A 17886-nucleotide genomic window follows, 5' to 3' on the forward strand; every position below is an offset into this window, starting at 1 on the left:
GTACGCTCACTGCGGCACGGTGTCCTTGAACGATGGCCGCTCGGACAGTTTGTCGAACAGGCGCGCCAGCGCGGGATGGTCCGCGCGCCAGTCGATTTCCGGGAAGCGGAAGCTGAGCCAGCCCAGCGCGCAGCCCACGGCCACGTCGGCCAGGGTGTAGTTCTTGCCGGCGCAATACGCGCTCTCGCCCAGGCGTGCTTCCAGCGCGGCCAGACCCAGCGTGATTTTGTCGAGCTGGCGCGCGATCCAGGCCGCGCTTTGCTGCTCGGGCGGGCGCTGCGTGCGCTCCAGGCGCACCAGCACGCCCGCGTCGAGAATGCCGTCGGCCAGCGCTTCCCAGTTCTTGATATCGGCCCGCTCGCGGCCATTGCCGCCGGCCGGCAGCAGCTTGCACACGGGCGTGAGCGTATCGAGGTATTCGACGATGACTTTCGAATCGATGAGCGTGCTGCCATCCTCCATCACCAGGCAGGGCACCTTGCCCAGGGGATTGGCCTGGGCGATGCGGGTTTCCGGCACCCACACGTTTTCCAGCTCAAAGACATAGTCGAGCTTTTTTTCCGCCAGCACGATACGGGCTTTGCGGACATACGGGCTGGCGAGGGAACCGATCAGTTTCATAGGTACTTTAAGGTAAAGGAGCAGCAAGCAGTATAGCATCGGCGGCAGCGGCGTTTGGCAGCACGCACCCGGCGCTCCCCGCAGTGTGGCAGGCATGCCGCATCGGGGTCGGATTCGGCCAGATTGCGGTGCGCTGGCGGCCGACGGGCGGCTGGCCAGCGGCCAGCGGTGGTAAAATCGCCCTTTACTGTGGCGCCGTCAGTGTTGCTGTATTGCAATAGCCCTGCCCTCCCCGCGCGCCACACGCCAACCGTTTCTTTAACTTGCGTCCGCTCTCATGACTTCTACTACTCCGTATTCCACGCTGTCGGCCCTGTCTCCGCTCGATGGCCGCTACGCCAGCAAGACCGATCTGCTGCGCCCGATCCTGTCCGAAGCCGGTTTCATGCACCACCGCGTGAAAGTGGAAATCTCCTGGCTGCAAGCGCTGTCGCAAGCCGGTTTCGCCGAGATCAAGCCTTTCTCGGCAGAAGCGAGCGCCCTGCTCGACAAGATGGCAGCCGACTTTTCGGAAGCCGACGCGGCCCGCATCAAGGCCATCGAAGCGGTCACCAACCATGACGTCAAGGCTGTCGAGTACTGGCTGAAGGAACAAGTGGCGGACGTGCCGGAACTGGTGGCGGCGTCGGAATTCATCCATTTCGCCTGCACCTCGGAAGACATCAACAACACCTCGCACGGCATGATGCTGAAAGCCGCGCGCGATGGCGTGATGCTGCCGGCCCTGCAAGGCTTGGTAGCCAAGCTGACGCAGATCGCGCACGACAATGCCGACGTGCCGATGCTGTCGCGCACGCACGGCCAGACGGCCAGCCCGACCACCCTGGGCAAGGAAATGGCCAATGTCGTGGCCCGCTTGCAGCGCGCCGTGAAACGCATCGAGCAAGTGGAAATCCTCGGCAAGATGAATGGCGCCGTCGGCAACTACAACGCCCACCTGTCCGCCTACCCAGGCTTCGACTGGCCGGCATTCTCGCAGGCCGTCATTGAACAGCGCCTGGGCCTGGTCTTCAACCCGTACACCATCCAGATCGAGCCGCATGACTACATGGCCGAACTGTTCGATGCCTTCGCGCGCGCCAACACGATCTTGCTGGACCTGAACCGCGACATCTGGACGTATGTCTCGCTGGGCTATTTCAAGCAGAAGCTGAAAGCGGGCGAAATCGGTTCGTCGACCATGCCGCACAAGGTCAACCCGATCGACTTTGAAAACTCGGAAGGCAACCTGGGCCTGGCCAACGCCATCCTGAAACACCTGTCGGAAAAACTGCCCGTCTCGCGCATGCAGCGCGACCTGACCGATTCGACCGTGCTGCGCAACATCGGCGTGGGCCTGGGCTACACCCTGCTGGCCTATGACAGCTGCCTGCGCGGCCTGAACAAGCTGGAAGTGAACCACGCGCGCCTGGCGCAAGACCTGGACGCCACCTGGGAAGTGCTGGCCGAGCCCGTACAAACCGTGATGCGTCGCTACGGCATCGAAAACCCGTACGAGCAGCTGAAAGAGCTGACGCGCGGCAAGGGCATCTCGAAAGAAGCGCTGCAAACCTTCGTCAACGGCCTGGCCATCCCGCAAGATGCCAAGGACGTGCTGCTGACCATGACGCCGGGTAACTACATCGGTATCGCGGCGCAACTGGCCAAGGCAATCTAAGCGACCATCGCTACCTGGATCAGGCAGATCCACTCCTGCGGGGCGGCCAGCATACAAATGCTGCCCGCCCCGCGGTTTTTCCGGCAATCTTTCTTGTAGAATCTGCAGCACGCAGCGTAAATTGCTTTTCTTTGGTATATTAGGCCGAATTAGTCCTAATACGTACTACATTCAAGAAAGCCGCCGATGCAACGCTACACCACCACCGCCATCATCCTGCACTGGCTGACCGCCCTGCTGATCATCAGCGCCTTCGTCATGGGCCTGGTCATGACGGACATTCCCGGCCTGACACCCACCAAACTCAAATATTTCTCCTGGCACAAATGGCTGGGTGTGACCGTGCTGGCCATCGCCGCCATCCGCCTGCTGTGGCGCAAGGCCAACGTGCCGCCGCCGCACCCGGCCAGCATGGTTGCCTGGCAAAAGAAGGCGGCCGACGCCATGCACGTGCTGCTGTACATCCTGATTTTCGCCGTGCCCATCTCCGGCTACCTGTACACGCTGGCCGCCGGCGTGCCGGTGGTCTACCTGGGCCTGTTCCAGCTGCCCGTCATCATGGCGCCGAACCCGGAACTTAAGCCACTTTTAAAAGAGATTCATTATGTTCTGAACATGACGATGGCCGCCGCCGTGGCCGCCCATGTGCTGGCGGCGCTGAAGCACCAGTTCATCGACCGCGATGGCGTCCTCAAGCGCATGTTGCCGTAACACCGACTTCCCTTGCTCACTGAAACTCCAGGAAAAATAAGATGAAAACCACCCAACGCATCGTCCTCGCTTCCCTGCTGGGCCTGTCCGTGGCCGCCACCGCCGCCACCTTGCTGAAAGTCGATCCCGCCAAGACCAGCGTGTCGGCCGTGTTCAAGCAAATGAACGTGCCCGTGGAAGCGAAGTTCAAGAAATTCAATATCGCCATCGATTACAACCCGGCCACGCCGGACGCCTCGAAGGCGTCGGTGGACATCGAGACGGCCAGCATCGATATCGGCGACCCCGAGTACAACAAGGAAGTGGCGAAGAAAGAATGGTTCAATTCGGCCCAGTTCCCGAAAGCCACCTTTGTCTCGAGCAGCATCAAGGCCGCCGGCGCGGGCAAGCTGACGGTAAGCGGCAAGCTGAGCATCAAAGGCAAGACCACCGACGTGACCTTCCCCCTGACGGTGAAAGCCGACGGCGGCAAATATGCGTTCGACGGCGCCCTGCCGATCAAGCGCCTGACCTACAACATCGGCGAAGGCGAGTGGAAAGACACGAGCATGGTCGCCGATGAGGTCACAATTAAATTCCATGTTTCTGCTCAGTAATCGCTATACCCCTTGTTCAACCTTAGGATATTCATGACATTCAAGCACTTGATGATCGCCGTGCTGGCAGCCGCCGGCGCGGGTTCGGCCATGGCCGCTACCGACACCTACAACCTCGACCCGACGCACACCTTCCCCAGCTTTGAAGCCGATCACATGGGCATGTCCGTCTGGCGCGGCAAGTTCAACAAGACCAAGGGAACCGTGACCCTGGACCGTGCCGCCAAGACGGGCAGCCTGGACCTGGTCATCGATGCCGATTCGATCGATTTCGGCCTCGACGCCATGAACACGCACGCGAAAAAAGCGGACATGTTCAATGTGGAAAAATTCCCGGCAATCACCTACAAGAGCAAGTCGTTCAAGTTCAATGGCGATCAGCTGGTGGAAGTCGATGGCGAACTGACCCTGCTGGGCGTGACCAAGCCCGTCAAATTGAACGTGAGCAAATTCAAGTGCATCATGCACCCGCGCTACAAGCGCGAAGTGTGCGGCGCCGATGCCAGCGCTGAATTCAAGCGCAGCGACTTTGGCCTGAACTACGGCATGCCGGCGTTCTCGCCGGAAGTCAAGCTGGCCATCCAGGTAGAAGCGATCAAGGCCGACTAAACACGGCCTTGCCGCACGACAAGCCCGCCTCGCTGCCCGCAGCCAGGCGGGCTTTTGCATGCGCGATGCAAATCCGCTGGACTTTTCTATCGTGCGGCATCAGTATCACCTGGCATGATGTTTTTCTAACATGACACCCCCACTCAACCATCGCGCGGAGGACTACATGAATTTCATTATCTGGATCGTTATTGGCGGCGTCATCGGCTGGCTGGCCAGCATGGTCATGAAAACCGATGCGCAACAGGGTATCTTCCTCAATATCGTCGTCGGCATCGTGGGCGCCTTTCTGGGTGGCTGGCTGCTGGCGCCACTGTTCGGCACGGGTACCATCAATAGCGACAATTTCAGCGTGTCTTCGCTGCTGGTCTCGTTCCTGGGCGCCGTGATCCTGCTGGGCATCGTGAATCTTTTGCGCCGCGGCAAAATCCGCTAGACCGGCGACACGCCGTGCCTCACGAGGTGGCCGGGCCGCGCAAGCGCCCCGGCCACTTTTATTGCCGCTAGGACACGTATGGACAATACTACAGTCGCCGCACGGAAAAATGCAGGCTGGCGGCCGGTTCCTGCCCCTACGCCACCGAAAATCATGCTATTTATACAATTATGCAAGAACATGCCGCCCGGAAAATGTGATTGACTAGTGCGAGTTCGATACGGATACTCTAGGTCGCCCGCTGAGAAAAACACTGGGTACACGTTGGTTCCGACTTCCCACCATGTAAAAAGACTAGAACTCGAATGAAAAAATCTTTAATCGCGCTCGCCATCCTGAGCAACTTCGCACACGCCGACGAAGGCATGTGGATGCCCCAACAGCTGCCACAAGTAGCCAAGGAACTGAAAGCGGCCGGACTGAAACTCGATCCGACCACCCTGACCAAACTGACCGAATTCCCGATGGGCGCCATCGTCAGCCTGGGCGGTTGCTCGGCCTCGTTCGTCTCGCCACAAGGCCTGGTTGCCACCAACCACCATTGCGTCTACAACAGCGTGGCAGTCAATTCAACCAAGGAACGCGATTTGCTGGCCAACGGCTTCCTGGCCAAGACCTTCGCTGAAGAATTGCCGGCCGCCCCAGGCAGCCGCATCTTCGTCACCTCGGCCGTGACCAATGTCAGCGACAAGATCATCACCGCCGACGTGGCCAAGCTGCAAGGCAAGGCACGCATCGACGCGATCGAGAAAAACCAGAAAAAACTGGTCGCCGAATGCGAAAAAGAAGCCGGCTTCCGCTGCACCGTGTCGAGCTACTACGGCGGCCTAGAGTTCTACCTGATCAAGCAACTGGAAATCCGCGACGTGCGCCTGGTACACGCGCCTCCAGCAGGCGTGGGCAAGTTCGGCGGCGACACCGACAACTGGATGTGGCCACGCCACACGGGCGACTACGGTTTCTACCGCGCCTATGTCAGCCGCGATGGCAAAGCTGCCGACTTCAGCAAGGACAACGTGCCGTACCAGCCAAAACACGTGCTGAAACTGGCCAAGGATGGCTTGAAAGAAGGCGATTTCGTGATGGCGCTGGGCTACCCTGGCCGCACCAACCGCCACCGCCTGCCATCGGAAGTGGCGTTCACGTTTGACTGGAACTATCCGGCCTTCGTGAAAGCGTCGGGCGAAACCCTGGCCATCATCGCGCGCGAAACCAAGGACAACAAGGACGTTGCCCTGAAATACGCGGGTCAGGTCGCTGGCGTGAACAATTACTACAAGAACCGCCAAGGCATGCTCGATTCCTACGCCGGCAGCGACTTCCTGGCGCGCAAGACGACGGAACACGAAGCCCTGAAAACCTGGGTCAACGCCAATGCTGCCCGCAAGGCGGAGTTTGCCGGCGACATCGAGCAAGTGGAAAAGCTGATCGCCGAACGCGATGCCGACACCAAGCGCGACTTCTTCCTGGGCTACGCACAGCCACGCCTGCTGAGCACGGCACGCAGCCTGTATCGTTTGTCCAACGAAAGCACCAAGGCCGATACGGAACGCAAGTCCGGCTACCAGACGCGCGATTTGCCACGCATGGAAGCGGGCATCACCTCGGTCGAGCGCACCTACGATGAAAAAGTCGACAAGGCGCTGGTACTCAACAGCCTGACCAAGTACGCCGCGCAACCGGCAGCACAGCGCCGCGCCAGCTTTGACGCCGCCATCGGCATCAAGGATGGCATGTCGCCAGCCGACTTGTCCGCCGCCCTGGACAAACTGTATGCGGGCAGCAAGCTGGCCGACAAGGCCGAGCGCGCAGCATGGCTGAAACGCACGCCAGCCGAATTCCAGGCCAGCAAGGACAGCTTCATCCAGGCAGCCGTCGCCATGTATCCAGATTCGCTGAAAAACGAAGCGGAAGACGAAGAACTGGCCGGCAAGATCCAGCAAGCCTACGCCAACTACATGAAAGCGAAAATTGCCTTCATGAAGAGCAAGGGACTAGCCGTTTACCCTGACGCCAACAGCACCTTGCGCGTAACGTTCGGCAAAGTTGCCGGCCGTGACCATGGCGCCGACGGCACCACCTGGACTGCCTTCACCACCGTCAATGGCGTCGCTGCCAAAGCCACGGGCGAAGGCGAGTTCAATGCACCTGCGAAACAACTGGCCGCGATCAAAGCCAAGGACTTCGGCAAATTTGTCGATCCGAAGCTGAAAACCGTGCCGGTCGACTACCTGGCCACCCTGGATATCACCGGCGGCAACTCCGGTTCGGCTGCCCTGAACTCGAAAGGCGAATTCATCGGCCTGGCCTTCGACGGCACGCTGGACTCGATCATCTCCGATTGGGACTACAACAAGGCCAACACCCGTTCGATCCAGGTCGACCTGCGCTACATGCTGTGGAACATGAAACACATCGACCACGCCGACAACCTGCTGAAAGAAATGGGCGCTGAATAACAAAAAGCCATAACCCGGCAACGGGCGCTTTAGCCTGAGCCACTCCCGCGGGAGTGGCTTTTTTTCGCCTGGCGTTTGATCTTTGAAAACCGGTAAGGCACGGCTTGCTCCGCGCCAAACACTTGCGTGCGACCGCTTCCCAGCGGCAGCATGACCCGCCGGCCATCCTGCAGCAGCAAGGCCAGGTCAGCGCCGGGAAAGCGCTGCGCCAGCAGCGAATACGCTGGCCGCGCTATGGTAGCGGCGGGAATCACGATGCGATAATCGGCCTCGCCAAAATCGAGCAGCAGCGCGGGCGCCTCAGGTCCCGGCAGCGCCGTGATGCGCAAGCGCGTGCTGCCCTTGATCAACTCGAAGGCTGACCACAGGGGCAAGCTGCGCCGCATGGAGCCGATCTGCAGCCGCGGCGCCTGGCCCGCATCGGCCGACGTCAGCAAGACGTCAGGCCGCTCTTCCGCCACTGCCCCATCGACGGCCAGCAGCCAGCCCCGGTAGCGTATCAGCGCGCCCCGTGCGGTGGCCGTGACGGCCCCGCCCTGCGCCACCTGCCCCTTGCTTGCTGGCAAGCGCAATGGCGCCGCCTGTGCCGCCAGGCAAGCCCACCACACCAGCGCCGCCAGCGCTGCCATCACTGCCTTGCCCATGCCGCCTCCCCTTGCGCGTGAAACGTACTCATAACACAAGTACTGCAGCAAGCCCCTGCGGCGCATCAAGGCAGAAGCGCCGGTGCTACAATTGGCCCCTAACGGGCGTACTTACCCAGCGCGCCTTCCCCCTCCCAGACTCAGACCGCTATGCCACAAGACTTGCGCACGACCTACGAACTCGGTAACCACAACCAGACCACGACCTGGCTGGAATGCATCACTTTCTACAAGGATCTCGCCGCACGCTACCCGCACGTGCTGCATTTCGAACAGATCGGCCTGTCCGACTCGGGCGTGCCCATCCATGCTGGCGTCGTCAGCGCGGACGGCGTGTTTGACCGCGAGCAGATCAAGCGCACAGGGCGCACCGTCTTTTTCAACAACAACGGCATCCATCCGGGCGAACCGGAAGGCATCGACGCCTGCATGGCCATCGTGCGCGACCTTTGCACGCAGCCGGAGCGCCTGGCGGCGCTGGGCAGCACCGTGCTGCTGTTCATTCCGATCTACAACGTCGATGGCAGCCTGAACCGCGCTAATACCTCGCGCGTAAACCAGGATGGCCCGGAGCAATTCGGTTTCCGCGGCAACAGCCGCCATCTGGACCTGAACCGCGATTTCATCAAGTGCGACAGCCTGAACGCGCAAGTGTTCAACCGCCTGCTGGCCAGCTGGGACCCGGACGTGATGGTCGACACGCATACGTCGAATGGCGCCGACTATCCGTACACGATGACCCTGATCCACACGCAGACGGATAAGCTGGGCAATGGCCTGGGCCCCTTCCTGCAAGACACCATGCTGCCGCACATCTTTGCGGCCATGGAAAGCGCCGGCTGGCCCACCTGCCCGTATGTGAATCCCGTCAAGGACAGCCCCGACCACGGCATCGCCGAATTCCTCGAAGTACCCCGTTTCTCCACCGGTTTTGCCGCCTTGCATCACGTCATCGGTTTCATGCCGGAAACGCATATGTTGAAACCGTTTGCCGACCGCTACGCTTCCATGCGTGCCCTGCTCGACATCACGATGGCGTTTACCATCGAACATGGCGAGACAATCCGCCAATTGCGCGCGCAGGCAAAAGCAGCTGGCCGCACGCAAGCCGAGTGGCCGATCCACTGGGTCATGAACGAAGAGCAGCCGTCGACCTTCCCCTTCAAGGGCTACGCGGCGCAATACACGCCGAGTATCCTGGGCGACTACCAGCGCCTGTCCTACGACCGCTCGCAGCCGTGGGAACGCGATATCAAGTATTACAACCGCTTCGATGCGGATGTCACCGTGGCCGCGCCGAAAGCCTATGTGGTGCCGCAAGCCTGGCGCGAAGTCATCGAGCGCCTGCGCTGGAACGGCGTGGAAATGATCCGCATCACCGCCGAACAGACGCTAACGGCACGCTACTACCACATCACCAATGTCGGCACGCGCGCCACCGCCTACGAAGGCCATATGTTCCACGACACGGTGGACGTGGAAGCGCGCACGGGGCAATTCACCGTGCAGGCGGGCGATTATGTCATCAGCCTGGCGCAGGACAACGCGCGCTACGCCGTGGAAACCCTGGAACCGCAAGCGCACGACAGCTTCTTCCGCTGGGGCTTCTTCAACAGCGTGCTGGAGAAGAAAGAAGCGTTTTCCGATTACGTGTTCGAAGACATGGCATCCGAACTGCTGCGCGACGAACCGGTGCTGGCCGCCAAGTTTGCCGACTGGAAAGCAGCGAATCTGGCCTTGCTGAGCAATCAGGAAGCCGTGCTCGATTTCATTTTTGAGCACTGCCAGCGCTTTGCCGAGCCCGAATGGCGGCGTTACCCGGTCATTGCCCTGATGTAACTCCGGGCTGTAGCGAATGCAACATCCTGGCGCCGCATCGGAGACCCCGCTGCGGCGCCTCTTTCTGTGCCCTACCCACAAGGTAATCCCATGCACTACGCACTGAACCTGCGCACCTTTATTTACAGCCATTATTTTTACCTGGGCTTGCGCGTGGCCGTCGGCCTGGTGGGCCTGGCCTTGCTGGTCCAGGAACTCAGCGACAGCGCCACCGCCATGACGGTATGCATCGGCGCCCTGTGCACGACCCTGATGGACATGCCCAGCCCGCTGCGCCACAAGTTCAACGAAATGCTGGCTTCCGTGCTGCTGTGCAGCGCCGTCACCTTATTAATCAGCCTGTGCGGGCCCGTGCAGTGGCTCTTGATGACGGTACTCGTGCTGGTGAGTTTTCTCGCCAGCATGATGGTGGTGTACGGCAAGAAATCCATGCCCTTGCAGCTGGCCGCCCTGTTCATCATGACCATGTCGATGGAGCACCAGATGACGTGGCAGCAATCGTTCCACCACGCGGGCCTGTTCATGCTGGGGGGATTGATTTATCTGGCCTACGCCATGGCCATCGCCTGGGTCTTGCGTCACCGCATCAAACAGCAAGTGCTGGCCGAAGCCCTGTTCGAGTTAGCCGCCTACATCGACATCAAGGCCGATTTCTACGACACGCGTTTCAATTTGACGGAGCAATTCAACAAGCTGGTGCGCCATCAAAGTATTTTGGCCGACCGCCAGCAGGCGTCGCGCGACCTGATTTTGCGCAGCCACAAAAACAGCAAGGACGCCATCGTCGTGCAAGTGCACGTGTGCATGCTGGATTTATATGAACTGATCCTTTCCACGCACACGGACTACGCGCTGCTGCGCCAGCACCTGGCCGACTCCGAGGTACTGCAATCCTTGCACGACCTCGCCTACAAGGCGGCGCGCGATATCGAAGCCGTGGCGTATGCCGTCACGCGCAAGCGCGCTTCGTATGCGCAGATCAGCTACGACAAGGAATGGGCCGATATCGAAGGAGAAATTGCCCGCCTGCACGCACAAGGCGACGCTGCGCAGGAAGCGCTGGCGACCTTGCGCGCGCAGCGCAACAAGATCCGCGCCATTCTGAAGATGATCGGTGAATTGCACCTGGCGACGCAAAAGGTGTATGCCGACGTGCCGTTCTGGAGCGGTGCCGACATGGCGCCATTCCTGTCGCAGCAGAAATACGAACTCAAGACCCTGCTGTCGAATTTGCGCCTGGACTCGCCCGTGTTCCGCTTCGCCCTGCGCGTCTCGATGGCCATCTCGGTGGGATTGCTGATCGGCCACTGGCTGCCATATGCGGCGCACAGCTACTGGATCGTGCTCACCATCGTCATCATCCTGCGCCCCACCTTCAGCATGACGCGCCAGCGCCGCGCCGACCGCATCATCGGCACCATCATCGGCTGCGTGGTCACGGCCATCGTGATCCGCTTTGTGCACAGCAATATCGTTCTGATGGCCATTTTATTTCTCTCCATCGTGGCCACGCCCACTTTTATTTACTTGCGCTACCGCTACACAGCCATCGCCGTCAGCCTGATGATCTTGCTGCAAATGCACCTGGTGGCGCCCAGCAATCCGAACCTCGTCAGTGAGCGCCTGATCGACACGCTGATCGGCGCGGCGGTCGCCACCGTGTTCAGCTTCGTGCTGGCCAACTGGGAATACCAGAGCCTGCCACGGCTGGTGCGGCAGGTGCTGAATGTAAACTTGAGCTATATGCAAGCCAGCTTCGCGCTGCTACAGGGGAAATGCTTCGATGATTTCGCCTACCGCATCGAGCGCAAGCGTTTGATGGACAGCCTGGCCGCGCTCAGTTCGGCACTCGTGCGCATGCTCGATGAACCGGCCAGCAAGCAGCGGGCCGTGGAAGACATCAACCTGTTCATCGTGCAAAATTACCTGCTGGTGGCCCACGTGGCGGCGCTGCGTTCGATCCTGGGCCGGCACGCCAGCCAGCTGCCTGTCGCGCCCGTCAACGCCCTGCTCAGCCATAGCCATACGCAAGTGTGTTTGACCCTGTCGCGCGCGCTGGAGCAACTCGACAACAAGGCCACCATCAGCGCCCCGCTGGCCGCTCCTGCCGCACCGCCCGTCAGCGACGTGGCCTGGTCGGGCTGGCCGCTGGTCAAAAGACGCATCCGCCTGTTGCAAGCCGATGCGGACAAGATCGTGGTACATAGCGCCGCGATCGTGCACATTGTCTCGCCGCGCTAAGCCTGCCCAACTTACTTCAGATACTGCTCAAACCAGCCGATAGTGCGTTTCTGCAAGTCGCGCTGGTGTTCAGGCTTGCGGAAGGAATGGCCTTCGCCATCGTAAATGAACAGGCTGGACGGCACGCCCATGGCGCGCAAGCCGTGCCAGAATTCCAGCGACTGGGCGGCCGGCGTTTCCACGTCGCGCTCGCCCACATAGATCAGGGTCGGCGTCTTCGCCGCCTTGATCGATTCGATGGGCGAGGCACGGCGGTAGACGGCAGGATCGTCATAGGCGGACGCGCCAAAGAACGGGATCATCCACTGGTTGATGCCGTTCTGGCCATAGTAACTGATCCAGTTCGATACTCCCGCGCCCGCCACGGCCGCCTTGAAACGATCGCTGTGCGTGACGCCCCACATGGTCATGAAGCCGCCATACGAATGGCCGATCAAGCCCAGGCGCTGGCCGTCGACAGGCGCCACTTTTTGCACTTCGTCGATGCCAGCGAGAATGTCGCGCCAGTCGCCGCCGCCAAAGTCCGCCATGTTGGCGCGCGTAAACGCCTGGCCCTGGCCAAAGCTGCCGCGTGGATTGGGCAGGAAGACGAAATAGCCTTTTTGCGTCAATTCCTCGATCACGGTGCTCGCTGCCACATAACGGGGCGAGGCGGCCGCGCCCGGGCCGCCATGCACGTTGACGATCATCGGGTAGCGCTTGCCGGCCTCCACCGACAACGGTCCCAGCAGCCAGCCCTGCACCTTGTATTGCTCGTTGTTCCAGCCCACGTTCTGCACCGTCAGTTGCGGCGCAAAGCCGTCATTGTCGCCCGTGATCTTTTTCAGCTGGCCCACCGGTCCCGCCACCAGGTAGCTGGCGTGCGTAAAATCTTCCTGTGCGGCAGCGGCTTGGCGGCCATCGGCGCTGAACGACAGACGACCATCGCTGCCGCTACTGCTGAGCTCACCGAGCATCACGGGCTGGGCCGGACCGGTTTGCGCATCGACAGGCACCAGCGCCAGTTGCGAGTCGATCAGCGCGGTCGCCAGCAAGCCGGCGCCGCGCCAGACGACGCCATTGAAGGTACCGCGATAGTCTTGCGTGAGATTGCGCGGCGTGCCGCCGGCCAGCGGCACCGTGTAGATATCGCCGCCGATGGAGCCAAAATCGCTCATCAGGCCACCGATGAAGGCCACCGTCTTGCCATCCGGCGAGACGGAAGGCAGATTCAGCTGCATGGCCGGTGATGCGATCACGCGCAGGGCGCCCGTGGCCGCATCGATATGGCTGAGCTTGGCAACCCACCAGTTGCTGTCGCCATTGCCCTGCGCGCTGGTAGCGACAAAGCCGCGGCCATCGGGCGTCCAGCTGTATTCATACACATAGGTGTCGCTTGGTGACAGCAAACGCGGCTCACCGCCGCTGGCAGGCACGACGGCGATGCGCTGGGCATCGTCTTCGCTACCCACTTCGCCCACCTGGCGCACGCCCGCCTCCACGGCGCCGGCCAACTTGCGCGCGCCCAGCGTGGCGAGCAAGGCCAGCTGCTTGCCGTCGGGCGACCAGCGCGCCGTACTGGCCACGCCCTTGATACTGGTTAACATCCGCACTGGCGCCTGCGCCAGGGTGGCCAGGTACAGCTGCGCCGTGCCCGCCTTGGCGTCGTAGCCGACGAAGGCCAGCTGCCTGCCATCGGGCGACCAGCTGGGCTTGTCGTACGAACACACGGTGCAAGGATCGAATTGCTGCACGATGGCGCCGTTGGCGGCGTCGCGCACGACGATGACTGCATGCGGGCGCTGCGGCTGCTCGCCCGCCTTGCTCGATTCGATGGTGGCGATGTGCTGGCCATTGGCCGACAGGGCCACGGCGCGGTAATCGCGCAATGCCGGCTCGGTTGCAGGGGCTGCCTGCGCCAGGCTCACCAGAAGGCTGCTAGCCAGCAAGCCGTAGCCGGCCAGATCAGTTATTTTCATCATGTAAATTCCGGTTAGAAATGAAAAAAACCGCCGGCAAGCGCGGCGGTTTTGGATGGAACAGGCTGCATTAGCGGGCCTTCTTGCCCAGGTGCGAATGCCGCATGCTGTACAGGAAGTAAATGGCCACTGTCACCGCCATCCACACGCTGAACACGACAAACGTCGTATGCGGCAAATCGCGCATGATGTACAGGCAAGCCAGGATACTCAGGCCGGGAATCACGTACGGGCCGAACGGCACGCTGAAGCCTTCGATGCGGTTGGCGCCCTGCTTGTGGCGCAGCACGGGCACGGCAACCGAGACGACCATGAAGGCGGTCAGGGTGCCGATGCTGACCATGTCCCACAAATAAGTGGCATCGATGGAGCCGGCCACCACGGCCACCACCAGGCAGACGATGATGGTATTGCTGACTGGCACCAGCGTGCGCGGGTGGATCTTCTGGAACGACTTGGGGATCAGGCCGTCGCGGCTGACGGCAAACAGGATGCGCGTCTGGCCATAAATCGTCACCAGGGTCACGCTGAAGACGGAAATGACGGCGCCAGCCGACAGCACGAGGGCGGGCCAGGTCTTGCCCGTGACGTTTTGCAGGATCACCGCCAGGCCCGCTTCCTGGCCTTCGAACAATTTCGCCTGTTGCGCACCCAGGGCGGCCACGGCCACCAGCAGGTAAAACACGGTGACGATGAGCAGGGCGCCAAGGATGCCGCGCGGCACATTGCGCGTGGGATTTTTGACTTCGTCGCCTGCGGTGGCCACCGTATCGAGGCCGATGAAGGAGAAGAACACAGTGCCGGCCGCGGCGGTGACACCCGTCATGCCGGCAAAGCCCTTGCTATTGTCAGTATTAAAGAAGGGGAAGAAATTGTCGGCATTAAATCCGGAAAACGCGATAACGACAAAAAACACCAGGATCGCCAGCTTGATGATGACCATGATGGCATTCATCAGGGCCGATTCCTTGGCGCCGCGCAACAGCAAGAAGCCGCACATACAGATCAAAAAGATGGGCGGCAGGTTGATGTGGCCGGCATGAAACTCCATGCCATGCGGGCCGGAAACGATCATCGGCGTGCGCAGCATCTCGGGAATGTGCCAGCCGAAGGCATTTTCCAGGAAGTTGTTCAGGTAGGACGACCAGCCGATGGCCACGGCACTGCCCGCCAACCCGTATTCGAGCAGCAAGCAGGCGGCCATGATGAAGGCAAGAAACTCACCCACGGTGGCGTAGGCAAACGAATACGAGGAGCCGGAGGCGGGAATGCGGAACGACAGCTCCGCGTAGCACAAGGCCGTCAAGCCGGCCGTGATGGCGGCGATCAGGAAAGACAGGACGACCGATGGGCCCGCCTTGGGGACGGCTTCGACCATGGTAAAGAAAATGCCCGTGCCGATGGTGGCACCGACGCCGATCATGGTGAGGGAAAACAGGCCGATGGACCGGCTCAAGCCGCTGCTGCTGAGGCCTTCACCATATTCGACCGTGGTATCGATCGGCTTGGTGCGGCAAAGTTTCTGGACCAGGGTTTGGCTCACTAGCATTCCTTTATGAGGCATACGTATTTTCGTACGACGGGTAAAAAGACTTGAAACGGCGCTCCGGCCCTACCTGGCAAAAAACCGGAAAGATCGCGACCATTTTCAAAACTAAGCGATTATAGGGCTTTCATCGGCTCAGCTAAACAGAACTTTGATGCAAGGAAACAACGCCAGGCGTGCGCCGGCAAAGCCGCAGGAGTGCAGGCGAAGAAGAAATTGTTTATATGAAAGAAAAAGCGCGCCGCTGCAGGAGCAGGGACGCGCTTTTGACTCAGCTCAACTACGCTGGCTTACTTCTTGACGTTTGGCGCATCGGCCGGCGGCCAGCCGGCCTCGTAGCCTTGCGGCACGTCGTCGCGACGGTCTTTCGGCGCCAGACCCAGCACGTAGTACAGCACCGTCAGCAGGATCAGCCAGGCTGGTCCCACCATCAGGGCGATGCGCGTATCGGGGAAATACGCCATCAAGCCGATCACCAGCGCCAGGAAGGCCAGCGAAATCCAGGAACCGTAGGGCGCGAACGGCATGCGGAAGGCCAGGTTCTTGATTTCCAGCGGCGTCAAGGTCTTGCGGAACTGGATCTGCGTGACCAGGATCACGCCCCAGGTCCAGACGGCGCCGAAGGTGGAGATCGAGGTGACCCAGATAAACACTTTTTCCGGCACCAGGTAGTTCAGCAGCACGCCCAGCAACAGCGCGAAGACGGACACCAGGATGGCGCGGCGCGGCACGCCGCTGGCCGTGGTTTCCGCAAACGCCTTCGGCGCCTGGCCTTGCAGCGCCAGGTTGTACAGCATGCGACCGGTGCTGAAGATGCCGCCATTGCACGACGACAAGGCCGCCGTCAGCACGACGAAGTTGATGATGCCGGCGGCCGTCTTGATGCCCAGGCGTTCGAACGTCATCACGAAGGGGCTGCCGGTGGTGCCGATTTCATTCCATGGGTAGATCGACAGGATGACGAACAGCGCGCCGACATAGAAAATCAGGATGCGCCAGAACACCGAATTGATGGCGTCGGGAATCGATTTCTTCGGGTTGGCCGCTTCGCCAGCCGTCAGGCCGATCATTTCCACGCCCAGATAGGCAAACATCACCATCTGCAGCGACATCAACACGCCTTGCGCGCCATTCGGGAAGAAACCGCCATGCGTCCACAGGTTCGAGATACCGATGGCCACGCCGCCGTTGCCCAAACCAAAGACGATCATGCCCGTGCCGCCGACGATCATCAGGATGATGGTGACCACCTTGATCAGGGCGAACCAGAACTCGAACTCGCCGTAAGCTTTCACGGCCAGCAGGTTGATCGCGCCCATGGAGCCGAGGGCCGCCAGGGCCCAGATCCAGCGCGGCACATCGGGGAACCAGATGCCCATGTAGATGGCGACGGCGGTAATTTCCGCCACGCATGTGACGAGCCACAGGAACCAGTAGTTCCAGCCCGTCAGATAGCCTTGCAGGGGTCCCAGGTAATCCTGGGCATAGCGGCTGAAAGAACCTGCCACGGGATTGTGCACGGCCATTTCACCCAGCGCGCGCATGATCATGAAGATGACCGCGCCACCGATGATATACGACAGCATGATGCCGGGACCGGCCATCTTGATCGCGTTGCCGGAACCCAAAAACAGGCCCACGCCAATCGCGGCGCCCAGCGCCATCAGGCGGATTTGCCGCTCGCCCAGGCCGCGGTGCAAGCCTTGTTCACTCGTTTTCATTACGTGTCTCCGTTTTTTTCTTGAATACACCGATCCCTCGCCCCAATGGCGGTTCCGCTCTTGCTGGAAAGGAGGAAAGGGCTGGCCGGCGGCTGAGCGCCGGCATGCTCATGTGGTCAGACCACTGCGTCAGGCCAGTTCGGCGATCAGCTCGATTTCGACGCAAGCACCCAGCGGGATTTGCGCCACGCCGAAGGCGGAGCGGGCATGCTTGCCGCTGTCGCCGAAGACTTCGACGAACAGTTCCGAGGCGCCATTGGTCACCAGGTGCTGTTCCGTGAATGTGGAGGTGGAATTGACCAGGCTCATGACCTTGACGATGCGTTTGACCTTGTTCAAGTCGCCGCCGCAGGCGTCTTGCAGGGTGGCGATCAGTTCGATGGCGATGCCGCGCGCTGCGATCTTGCCTTCTTCCGTGGTGACGTCCTTGCCCAGTTGACCGACCCAGACCTTGCCATCCTTCTTGGCCAGGTGGCCAGACAGGAAGACCGTGTTGCCCGTGCGGGCATGCATCACGTAAGCGGCAGCTGGTGCGGCAACGACTGGCAATTCGATGTTGAGGGCCTTGAGTTTTTCGTAAAACGACATGCTATTTCTCCAAGAAAACAATATAAACGAAACCGAAATTCATCAACAGCAAGAACAGGATGATGGCGGGATGACGGCGCCCTGGCAGCGCGGCAGTGACCGACAACAGCGCCAGATTAAACGTCATCATATTGGTGAACGAGCAGTTTTAGTTCACAAATAGGACCGGTTATTCAGTGGATTATACCGACAATCAAACAAAATTCAGCATTGCTTCATGAAGCATGCTCTACAGGCATCGAGCGTGACTATTTTCACTT

General features: G+C 60.6%; 14 protein-coding genes. 8 read left to right on the plus strand and 6 right to left on the minus strand.

Annotated features, from left to right (window positions below; translation table 11 throughout):
- Positions 1 to 6: 6 nt before the first annotated feature.
- Positions 7 to 621, minus strand: a complete 615-nt coding sequence (locus ACP7EG_RS13600) for a glutathione S-transferase N-terminal domain-containing protein (protein ID WP_141170976.1) — start codon at positions 619 to 621, stop codon at positions 7 to 9.
- Between the two features lie 277 nt (positions 622 to 898).
- On the opposite strand from ACP7EG_RS13600, the gene purB reads away from it, so the two are divergent.
- From purB to ACP7EG_RS13630, 6 genes are all read left to right on the plus strand, one after another.
- The gene (gene purB / locus ACP7EG_RS13605) at positions 899 to 2278 is read left to right on the plus strand and encodes an adenylosuccinate lyase (protein WP_116745757.1); all 1380 of its coding nucleotides are present in this window, start codon (positions 899 to 901) and stop codon (positions 2276 to 2278) included.
- Positions 2279 to 2464: 186 nt separating this feature from the next.
- Positions 2465 to 2989 carry a cytochrome b gene (locus ACP7EG_RS13610; protein WP_070311507.1) on the plus strand — a complete coding sequence of 175 codons (525 nt, stop codon included), beginning with the start codon at positions 2465 to 2467 and terminating at the stop codon, positions 2987 to 2989.
- Between the two features lie 41 nt (positions 2990 to 3030).
- Positions 3031 to 3585: a YceI family protein gene (locus tag ACP7EG_RS13615; RefSeq protein ID WP_426088008.1), complete on the plus strand. Its 555-nt coding sequence runs from the start codon at positions 3031 to 3033 to the stop codon at positions 3583 to 3585.
- Between the two features lie 33 nt (positions 3586 to 3618).
- Positions 3619 to 4194, plus strand: coding sequence for a YceI family protein (locus tag ACP7EG_RS13620; protein WP_096238130.1), 576 nt, complete (start codon positions 3619 to 3621; stop codon positions 4192 to 4194).
- 166 nt (positions 4195 to 4360) lie between these two features.
- On the plus strand, positions 4361 to 4630 hold the full coding sequence (locus ACP7EG_RS13625) for a GlsB/YeaQ/YmgE family stress response membrane protein (protein ID WP_096238131.1): 270 nt from the start codon (positions 4361 to 4363) through the stop codon (positions 4628 to 4630).
- A 305-nt stretch (positions 4631 to 4935) separates the two neighbouring features.
- Positions 4936 to 7089 (plus strand): S46 family peptidase, encoded by a 2154-nt coding sequence (locus tag ACP7EG_RS13630; RefSeq protein WP_426088009.1) that lies wholly within the window; start codon positions 4936 to 4938, stop codon positions 7087 to 7089.
- Between the two features lie 29 nt (positions 7090 to 7118).
- Here ACP7EG_RS13630 and ACP7EG_RS13635 read toward each other — a convergent pair whose 3' ends face one another.
- Positions 7119 to 7733: a hypothetical protein gene (locus ACP7EG_RS13635; RefSeq protein WP_426088010.1), complete on the minus strand. Its 615-nt coding sequence runs from the start codon at positions 7731 to 7733 to the stop codon at positions 7119 to 7121.
- A gap of 150 nt (positions 7734 to 7883) precedes the next feature.
- Between ACP7EG_RS13635 and ACP7EG_RS13640 the strand changes: the two genes are divergently transcribed.
- Together ACP7EG_RS13640 and ACP7EG_RS13645 are read left to right on the plus strand one after the other, a co-directional pair.
- Positions 7884 to 9572, plus strand: a complete 1689-nt coding sequence (locus ACP7EG_RS13640; protein ID WP_426088011.1) for a M14 family zinc carboxypeptidase — start codon at positions 7884 to 7886, stop codon at positions 9570 to 9572.
- A gap of 90 nt (positions 9573 to 9662) precedes the next feature.
- On the plus strand, positions 9663 to 11813 hold the full coding sequence (locus ACP7EG_RS13645; RefSeq protein ID WP_426088012.1) for an FUSC family membrane protein: 2151 nt from the start codon (positions 9663 to 9665) through the stop codon (positions 11811 to 11813).
- 11 nt (positions 11814 to 11824) lie between these two features.
- On the opposite strand, the gene ACP7EG_RS13650 is transcribed toward ACP7EG_RS13645, so the two are convergent.
- The 4 genes from ACP7EG_RS13650 to ACP7EG_RS13665 all read right to left on the minus strand — a co-directional run bounded on the left by ACP7EG_RS13650 (position 11825) and on the right by ACP7EG_RS13665 (position 17626).
- On the minus strand, positions 11825 to 13774 hold the full coding sequence (locus ACP7EG_RS13650; protein ID WP_426088013.1) for an alpha/beta fold hydrolase: 1950 nt from the start codon (positions 13772 to 13774) through the stop codon (positions 11825 to 11827).
- A 67-nt stretch (positions 13775 to 13841) separates the two neighbouring features.
- The gene (locus ACP7EG_RS13655) at positions 13842 to 15314 is read right to left on the minus strand and encodes an amino acid permease (RefSeq protein ID WP_081344397.1); all 1473 of its coding nucleotides are present in this window, start codon (positions 15312 to 15314) and stop codon (positions 13842 to 13844) included.
- A 293-nt stretch (positions 15315 to 15607) separates the two neighbouring features.
- Positions 15608 to 17038 (minus strand): amino acid permease, encoded by a 1431-nt coding sequence (locus ACP7EG_RS13660; protein ID WP_426088014.1) that lies wholly within the window; start codon positions 17036 to 17038, stop codon positions 15608 to 15610.
- 129 nt (positions 17039 to 17167) lie between these two features.
- The gene (locus tag ACP7EG_RS13665) at positions 17168 to 17626 is read right to left on the minus strand and encodes a RidA family protein (RefSeq protein WP_070254760.1); all 459 of its coding nucleotides are present in this window, start codon (positions 17624 to 17626) and stop codon (positions 17168 to 17170) included.
- Between the last annotated feature and the right edge of the window lie 260 nt (positions 17627 to 17886).

Origin of the sequence: Janthinobacterium sp. PSPC1-1, assembly GCF_049897625.1 — a bacterium.
Classification (GTDB): domain Bacteria; phylum Pseudomonadota; class Gammaproteobacteria; order Burkholderiales; family Burkholderiaceae_D; genus Janthinobacterium; species Janthinobacterium tructae.